Origin of the sequence: Antarcticimicrobium sp. (assembly GCF_029212575.1) — a bacterium.
Classification (GTDB): domain Bacteria; phylum Pseudomonadota; class Alphaproteobacteria; order Rhodobacterales; family Rhodobacteraceae; genus Antarcticimicrobium.
In genome coordinates, this window is sequence record NZ_JARGPK010000090.1 from 47,904 (window position 1) to 55,266 (window position 7,363).

The window sequence follows — 7,363 nt, forward strand, 5'->3', positions numbered from 1 at the left end:
CCGTCAGATAAGCGACCAATCGCCAGTGACCAACGCCGCGGCTGCCACCGCGGCGTTTGCCGTTGCATGGGCCAGGATCGCGTCGCCCAGCCGCCCCCGGCGCAGCATCACCAGCGCAAAGATCACCCCCGCCGCTCCGGCCTCGAGCATGCGGCCGTGCAGCAGTGCGAAGGCGAGGCTGGAGATGATCACCGCAGCAAGCCGCATCTGCCAGCTGCCGGTGTCGAGCCGGTCCAGCAGGTAGCCGCGAAAGAACGCCTCCTCCACCACCGGCACCAGCAGCGAGGTGCCGAGGATGCGGATCACGGCCCAGAGCGCAAAGGCACCGGCGCCCAGCCGCTCCAGCCCCGCCAGCGGTTCGGCACCGGCGGGCGCCAGCGCGATCCAGCCCAGCCCCACCGCGAGGCCTGCCAGCAGCGCCACGGGGTCAAGCCGCCAGGTCAGCGCCAGCAGCGGCGCCCGGAACAGCCAGAGCGCGCCGGCCATCATCGCCGCCTGCAGCGGAAAGCCCAGTGCCGGGGTCTGCCAGAAGGCATTGACCACCAGCCCCGACAGCATGAAGACGATGAAGGGCACGATGCGGGCCGCTGTGGCATCCCCGGTCAGGGCCGGCGCGGTTGCGACGGCGGCGCCCTCGCGCTGCAGCCACGTCCTCCCCTGCACCACCGCCAGGATGCCCAGTGCCAGCACGGTGAAGAACAGCCAGCCGGCGAAGCTGTGAAACCCGTTCACCGCCAGCGCCGGAGAGGCATGCGCCCCGATCAGGATCAACCCGGCGATGCGCAGGAGGTTGAACAGCCAACTGACCAGAAGCGCCAGCGGCAGGGCCACCAGCCAGTAGCGCCCCATGCGCAGGCTTCCCAGCATCAGCAGCGCATAGATCGCCATGAATCCCGCGATCAGCGCGAATCCCTCGATCCCGGAGCAGGACGGGGCGATCTCGGCAAAGAACCCGTTGGTACCGATGGTGGGCGGGGTCAGGTTGATCGTCACGCTCTGACCGGCCAGCGTGAGCAGGACCGCCACCCCGTAAAAGGTGGACAGGAGCAGCGCGTCGATGCTCCAGGCAAAGCCGAGCGCATCGGCAAGGTCCGGGATCAGCACAGCCACGGCCAGCATCGCCAGCACGCCGGTTCCGCCGGTCCGCAGCCAGCCCGACCAGTCGCGCGGCGCCATCAGCCAGAACAGCCCGCCCAGCACGGCCAGCGCCGCACCGCCGCAGAGCGCACCGAGGAAAAGGTGGAACCCGGCGCGATGGGCCTCGGCGCCGCTGGCCAGCCAGGGCAGGAAGATCACCGCAAGGCCCAGCCCGTGCAGCAGCGCCCAGCCGAAACGGCTCCGGGTGGCAGCGACGCGCGCGGTGAGATCGTGACGCAGATCGGCGCGCAGCCCCAGGACGAGGCCCAGCGCCGCCACCACGCAGAGCCCGCGCAATGCAAGACTGCGCAGGCTGCGGCAGGCAGTCTCCAGCCCGGTCTGGCGGCATTCGAAATCGGACAGGACCTGGAACACCAGAACCACGGCGACCAGTTCGGCCACAACAAGCGCCACCGCCCCGATCATCCTGTTCTGCATCGTCCTGCCTGCCCGGTTGCCTGTTTTCCGCACGCGGTCAGACCATAGCAAGCGGGCCGAAACATGGCGACACCCGGCCATTTTCGCGCAGGGGCGGCGGGGGCCGCGTCAGGCAGCCTCGGCGTTGCTCTGCTGGCGCTGCCACAGGGTGAAGTAGCGGCCCTGCCGGGCCAGCAGGTCGTCATGGGCGCCCTGTTCGACGATCTCGCCATTGTCCAGCACCACGATGCGGTCGGCCTCGGCGATGGTCGAGAGGCGGTGGGCGATGGTGATCACCGTGCGCCCCTCGCCGGCACGGGCGAGCGCGCCCTTGATCTCCTGCTCGGTCTGGGTGTCGAGGGCGCTGGTGGCCTCGTCCAGCAGCAGGATCGGCGGGTTCTTGAGCAGGGTGCGGGCGATGCCGACGCGCTGTTTCTCGCCGCCCGAAAGCTTCAGCCCCCGTTCGCCCACCTTGGTCTCGTACCCGTCCGGCAGGGTGACGATGAAATCGTGGATCTGGGCATCACGGGCAGCCTGCTCGATTTGCTCCTGGGTGGCGCCGTCGCGGCCATAGGCGATGTTGTAGAGGATGGTGTCGTTGAACAGCACGGTATCCTGCGGCACCACGCCGATGGCGTCGTGCAGGCTGGTCTGGGTCACGTCGCGCACGTCCTGCCCGTCGATCTTCAGCGCCCCGCCGGTGACATCGTAGAACCGGAACAGCAGCCGCCCGATGGTCGATTTGCCCGAACCGGTGGCGCCGACGATGGCCACGGTCTGGCCCGCCGGCACCTCGAGGCTGACGCCCTTGAGGATCTCGCGGTTGGGATCGTAGCCGAAACGCACGTCGTCCAGCTCGATCCGGCCGCCAGTGACATTGAGCGGTTGCGCGCCGGGCTTTTCGCTGACCTCCTGCGGCTGTTCCAGCAGATCGAACATCTCGCCCATGTCGACCAGCGATTGGCGGATTTCGCGGTAGACGGTGCCGAGGAAGTTCAGCGGGATGGTGATCTGGATCATGTAGGCGTTGACCATGACAAAATCGCCCACCGTGAGCGCCCCGCTCTGCACCCCGAGCGCGGCCAGCACCATCACCCCGATCAGCCCCAGCGTGATCAGAAAGGACTGGCCGAAGTTCAGGAAGGCCAGCGAATAGGCGGTCTTGAGCGCGGCGCGCTCGTATCCGCGCATGGCGCTGTCATAACGGGTGGCCTCGCGCGCCTCGGCGCCAAAATACTTGACCGTCTCATAGTTCAGCAGGCTGTCGATCGCCTTTTGGTTTGCGTCGGTATCGGAATCGTTCATCTCGCGGCGCAGTTGCACCCGCCATTCGGTGACCTTGAAGGTGAACCAGACATAGAGGCCGATGGTCACCGCCACGATCAGCAGGTACCAGGCGTCGAACAGCACGGTGAGGATGATCGCGACCAGCGACAGTTCGAGGATCAGCGGCCCGACACTGAACAGCATGAAGCGCAGCAGGAATTCGACACCCTTGACCCCGCGTTCGATGATGCGGGACAGGCCGCCGGTCTTGCGCGAGATGTGATAGCGCATCGACAGCCGGTGGATGTGCTGGAAAGTCTCCAGCGCCAGCCGCCGCAGCGCCCGCTGCGCCACCGGGGCGAACAGCGCATCGCGCAACTGTTGCAGCCCCACCGTCATCATCCGCGCCACGCCGTAAGCCACGGTCAGTCCGACCGCGCCGAGGGCCAGCATCGGCACCCCCTCATCGGCCAGCGCATCGACCGCGCCCTTGTAGAGCACCGGCGTATAGACGGAGATCAGCTTGGACAGCACCAGCATCACCATCGCCAGCACCACGCGGCGTTTGATCCAGGGATGCTCGGCGGGCCAGAGATAAGGGGCCACCCGGCGGATGGTGCGCCAGCCCGAGCGGCGTTCGGCCTCGGCGGCGGCGGGGATTTGTGGTGTGTCGCTCATGGTGAGATCAGATAGCGCCTGTGTGACTTGACATCCATGGCCTGAATGTGGCCTTAATTGTTCAATAGTTCATGAGTAGTTGAAGCATGAAGCAGAGTCGAGTCCTAAACGTGCTGTCCGCGCTGGCCAACGAGCACCGGCTGGAGGCGGTCCGCCTGATGGTTCCAAAGGGGCCGGATGGCATGACCGCGGGCGAGATCGGCGCGGCGCTGGATCTGTCGGCCTCGCGGCTGAGCTTTCATCTGAATGCGCTGGAGGCGGCGGGGCTGATCGAATCGGAACGCAAGGGGCGCAACATCTGTTACCGGGTGAATTACGCGACGCTGCGCGATTTGATGGGCTATCTCTTGACCGACTGCTGTGGCGCGCATCCCGAGATCTGTTCGTCCCTGATGGCCTGCGACGGCGGCCCCCCGGGCGCGCCGCGCAGCTGATCCGGGACCGCCCCATTCCGGCATCTATTCGGGAATGGTGAACACCTGGCCGGGATAGATCAGATCGGGGTCGCGGATGCGGTCGCGGTTGGCCTCGAACACCCGCACGTAGAGAATACCCTCGCCGTAGCGCGCGCGGGAGATCGCCCAGAGCGTATCGCCCTTCTGCACCGTCACGGCGCGCACCGCGGGGGCGCCGGCGGGATCGCCCTCGTCCGGGGTGCCGGGCGCGCGCAGCGCCTCGGGCGCCTCGCGCTTGAACGGGGTTTCGAGGCGGCTGACCACCTCTCCTGCCGCGTTCACCTCGTCCAGCCGCAGGATGTAGACACCCGGCTCCACCCCGTCGAGCTGGCCCTTCCAGCGGCCCTTGGCATCGGCGGCAAGATCGGTCACCGCGCGGTTGTCGAGATAGACCCGCACCACCGAGAGCACACCGGCGCGGCCGGAGATCAGCACGTCGCCGGTTTCGCTGTAGCTGATGGTGTCGAGCGCGATCTCGTCCATCACCACCGGCTCGGGCGCGGTGGCGGGCTGGATCAGTTCGACCCCGTCGGCACCGGCGCGCAGCACGGCGACGGGCGCGGGTGCTGTTTCGGGCGCCGAGGCGGCGGCCGCAGGCGTGCCCTGCCCCTCCGCCGTTGTCGGCGGCTCCGGCTGGGCCGGGGCCAGGGCGGTTTCCTCGGCCACCGGCGCGGGTTGCGGCTCGGAAGTGGCGGTTTCGACCGGGGCGGCGGGGGCTTCGGCGGACTCCTGCGGCGCGCCAGCGGCAGCGGCGGCGGGTTCGGGGGCGGGCTCGGGGGCCTCGGTTGCCGGGGCGGCGGGCAGGGACTCTGTGGTGTCGGCGCGGGCCACTTGCGTGGGCTCGGGGTCCTTGTCCGGTGCGGGATCGGAAGACGTCTGCACGGTTGCGGCCGGGGGAGCCTCGGGTTCGGGCGCGGTATCGGATGCGGTCTCGGTTCCAGCCTCGGGTTCGGCGGCCGGTGGTTCCGGCGCGGCGGCGGTATCGGCAGTCGCCTGGGGCGCAGCGGCGGGTTGCTCCGGCTCCGGCTCGGGCCCGGTATCGCCGGCGAGCGCCAGTTGCTGGTCGGGCTGCGGGACAGGCCCCGGTTCGGGCGCGGCGCGCGTCGGTGCGAGGATGATCTGGTCCTCCGACAGCGCGCTCTGCCCGTCCAGCACGGCGCGCAGCGTCATCACCCGGGGCGCGGTGCTGGAGCCCAGAGACAGGAAGCTGACGAATTCGCCGGTGGCGGCGACGGTGAAACTGTCCAGCTCAGCCTCGTCCAGCAGCACGGTAACGGTGCTGGCCGGGGCGGAGCGGCCGGCGATCACGGTGGTGCCGTCGGGCTCCACCCGCACCAGGTCGAAGCTGGGCGCGGTCAGCGGCGGCGCGGCAGGCTCGGGCTGGGGCGTTGCCGTTTCGGTGTCATCCGCTGCGGCCTGATCCTGGGGCTGCGCCTGCGGCGTGGCCTCGGCGGGCTGGTCCTGCGGCGCCGGTTCGGGCTGCGGCGCGGTCCCGGCGGTTTCTTGCGGCACCGCGGGGTCCGGGGCCGGTGTGGGGGCCGCTGCCGGTGCGGGGTCGGAGGCTGATGGCGCGTCCGAGGCGGTATCTTCCGCCGGGCTGGGCACAGGTGCAGGTGTGGGGGCGGGTGTGGGCGCGGGGGCCTGAACGGTGGGGGTCTCGCCCGCCGGTGTCGGCGATGGGGCGGGGCCAAAGACGCCCGCGACATAGAGCCCCCCGGCGACGACGGCCGCGGCCCCCCCGGCCAGCAAAGCCCAGACCCAGGCGCCGATCCCGCCACTTCCCGATGCAGATGCCATTCTTTTTTCTTCCCCCATCCGCGAACCCGGCGGCCGCGCAGTTGAGCCAGAGTATCAATCCGGCTATCAGGGGTCAAAACACGTAACTCACCCCCTTGACAAGAGCATGAAAGGCGTCCCGATGCCCGCAAAATCCGTCTGTGTCTATTGTGGCTCACGCGCGGGCGCCCTGCCCGCCTATGCGTCATCCGCGCGGGAACTGGGCCGGGCGCTGGCGCTTGAGGGGTGGCGGCTGGTCTATGGCGCGGGCGATGTCGGGCTGATGGGCGAGGTGGCGCGCGCCGCGCAGGCCGCGGGCGGCGACACCTTCGGCGTGATCCCGGCGCATCTGGTGGCCTGGGAGGTCGGCAAGAGGGATCTGACCCGCTACGTGGTGACCGAGACCATGCACGAGCGCAAGAAGGTGATGTTCATGAACGCCGACGCGGTGGTGGTGCTGCCGGGCGGCGCGGGATCGCTGGACGAGCTGTTCGAGGCGCTGACCTGGCGCCAGTTGGGGCTGCACGACAAGCCGCTGGTAATGCTGAACGTCCAGGGCTATTGGGATCCGCTGCGGGCGCTGATCGACCATGTGATTGATCAGGGCTTTGCCGATGCCTCGCTTTCCGGGTTCCTGACCTGGGCCGACACGCCGGTGGCGGCCATGGCGGCCCTGCGCGAGGCCCTGTCCTGACGCAGGGCCGAGACCGAGAACAGCGCCAGCGCCGCCCAGATCAGCCCGAACGCGATCTGGTGCCAGAAGGTGAAGGCCTCGCCAAAGATCGCCACGGCGCAGAAGAATTGCAGCGTCGGGTTAAGGTATTGCAGGATGCCGACGGTCGCCATCGGCACCCGCCGCGCCGCCGCGCTGAACAGGATCAGCGGCGTCGCGGTCAGCGGGCCTGAGAACACCAGCAGCGCGCTGTCCCAGAGCTCGCGGCCGAAGGCGCCCTGACCGCTGCCGTACTGGATCGCCAGCATGGTCAGGCCGACGGGCAGGAAGAACAGGATCTCGATGGTGACCGAAACCATCGGCCCCACCGGCAGGTATTTCTTGACCGCGCCATAGGCACCGAAGCTGCCCGCGAGGATCAGCGAGATCCAGGGCGCCACCCCCAGCCCCCAGGTCAGCACTCCGACCGCCAGCGCCGCCAGCCCGACCGCCAGCCATTGCGCCCGCGCCAGTTGCTCGCCGAAGCCGAAGCGGCCGATCAGCACCGCCACCAGCGGAAAGATGTAATAGCCCAGCGAGGCCTCGGTCGCGTGACCGATCTGGATCGACATGATGTAGAAGAACCAGTTGGTCGAGATCATCGCCGAGGCCAGCGCGAAGAGCCCCACCCGGCGCCAGCCGGTCAGCGCGGTCCGCATCTCGGTCAGGCGACCGCGCATCGCGAGGATGGTGATGAACAGCACGAAGGACCACAGCGTGCGATGCGCCAGCACCTCCAGCGGCGGGATATGGGCCAGCATCTTGTAATAGAGCGGCGACAGCCCCCAGATCACGCAGGCGCCGATCATCGCCAGCATGCCTTTTCGCGTCTCGGTCATGTCGCCTGCCCTCCTGTGCGCCGCCGCTCGTGTCATCGGCGCGGCGCCCGGTCAGAGGTATGGGTATTTCAGATGTGAGGAAG

6 protein-coding genes are annotated in these 7,363 nt (G+C 68.9%); 2 read left to right on the forward strand and 4 right to left on the reverse strand.

What is annotated here, in order from left to right; genetic code table 11:
• Positions 1-3: 3 nt before the first annotated feature.
• Both xrtE and P1U75_RS19055 read right to left on the reverse strand, forming a co-directional pair.
• The gene (gene xrtE, locus P1U75_RS19050; RefSeq protein WP_300246158.1) at positions 4-1,575 is read right to left on the reverse strand and encodes an exosortase E/protease, VPEID-CTERM system; all 1,572 of its coding nucleotides are present in this window, start codon (positions 1,573-1,575) and stop codon (positions 4-6) included.
• 108 nt (positions 1,576-1,683) lie between these two features.
• The gene (locus P1U75_RS19055) at positions 1,684-3,498 is read right to left on the reverse strand and encodes an ABC transporter ATP-binding protein/permease (protein WP_300246160.1); all 1,815 of its coding nucleotides are present in this window, start codon (positions 3,496-3,498) and stop codon (positions 1,684-1,686) included.
• Between the two features lie 86 nt (positions 3,499-3,584).
• Between P1U75_RS19055 and P1U75_RS19060 the strand changes: the two genes are divergently transcribed.
• Positions 3,585-3,932, forward strand: coding sequence for a metalloregulator ArsR/SmtB family transcription factor (locus tag P1U75_RS19060; protein ID WP_300246162.1), 348 nt, complete (start codon positions 3,585-3,587; stop codon positions 3,930-3,932).
• A 24-nt stretch (positions 3,933-3,956) separates the two neighbouring features.
• Here P1U75_RS19060 and P1U75_RS19065 read toward each other — a convergent pair whose 3' ends face one another.
• Positions 3,957-5,750 (reverse strand): LysM peptidoglycan-binding domain-containing protein, encoded by a 1,794-nt coding sequence (locus P1U75_RS19065; protein ID WP_300246164.1) that lies wholly within the window; start codon positions 5,748-5,750, stop codon positions 3,957-3,959.
• Between the two features lie 121 nt (positions 5,751-5,871).
• Here P1U75_RS19065 and P1U75_RS19070 point away from each other — a divergent pair, with 121 nt between their 5' ends.
• A complete protein-coding gene (locus P1U75_RS19070) occupies positions 5,872-6,423 on the forward strand; it encodes a TIGR00730 family Rossman fold protein (protein ID WP_300246166.1) in 552 nt (183 codons plus the stop codon).
• Here the strand turns inward: P1U75_RS19070 and rarD are convergent.
• Complete coding sequence (gene rarD, locus P1U75_RS19075; protein WP_300246169.1) at positions 6,330-7,280, reverse strand: EamA family transporter RarD; 951 nt, start codon at positions 7,278-7,280, stop codon at positions 6,330-6,332. The genes P1U75_RS19070 and rarD overlap by 94 nt on opposite strands.
• Positions 7,281-7,363 lie beyond the last annotated feature (83 nt).

Bases quoted from the DNA above. Each gene is read 5' to 3' on its own strand.
- xrtE (WP_300246158.1), bottom strand. From the start codon at position 1,575: ATGCAGAACAGGATGATCGGGGCGGTGGCGCTTGTTGTGGCCGAACTG.
- P1U75_RS19055 (WP_300246160.1), bottom strand. From the start codon at position 3,498: ATGAGCGACACACCACAAATCCCCGCCGCCGCCGAGGCCGAACGCCGC.
- P1U75_RS19060 (WP_300246162.1), top strand. From the start codon at position 3,585: ATGAAGCAGAGTCGAGTCCTAAACGTGCTGTCCGCGCTGGCCAACGAG.
- P1U75_RS19065 (WP_300246164.1), bottom strand. From the start codon at position 5,750: ATGGCATCTGCATCGGGAAGTGGCGGGATCGGCGCCTGGGTCTGGGCT.
- P1U75_RS19070 (WP_300246166.1), top strand. From the start codon at position 5,872: ATGCCCGCAAAATCCGTCTGTGTCTATTGTGGCTCACGCGCGGGCGCC.
- rarD (WP_300246169.1), bottom strand. From the start codon at position 7,280: ATGACCGAGACGCGAAAAGGCATGCTGGCGATGATCGGCGCCTGCGTG.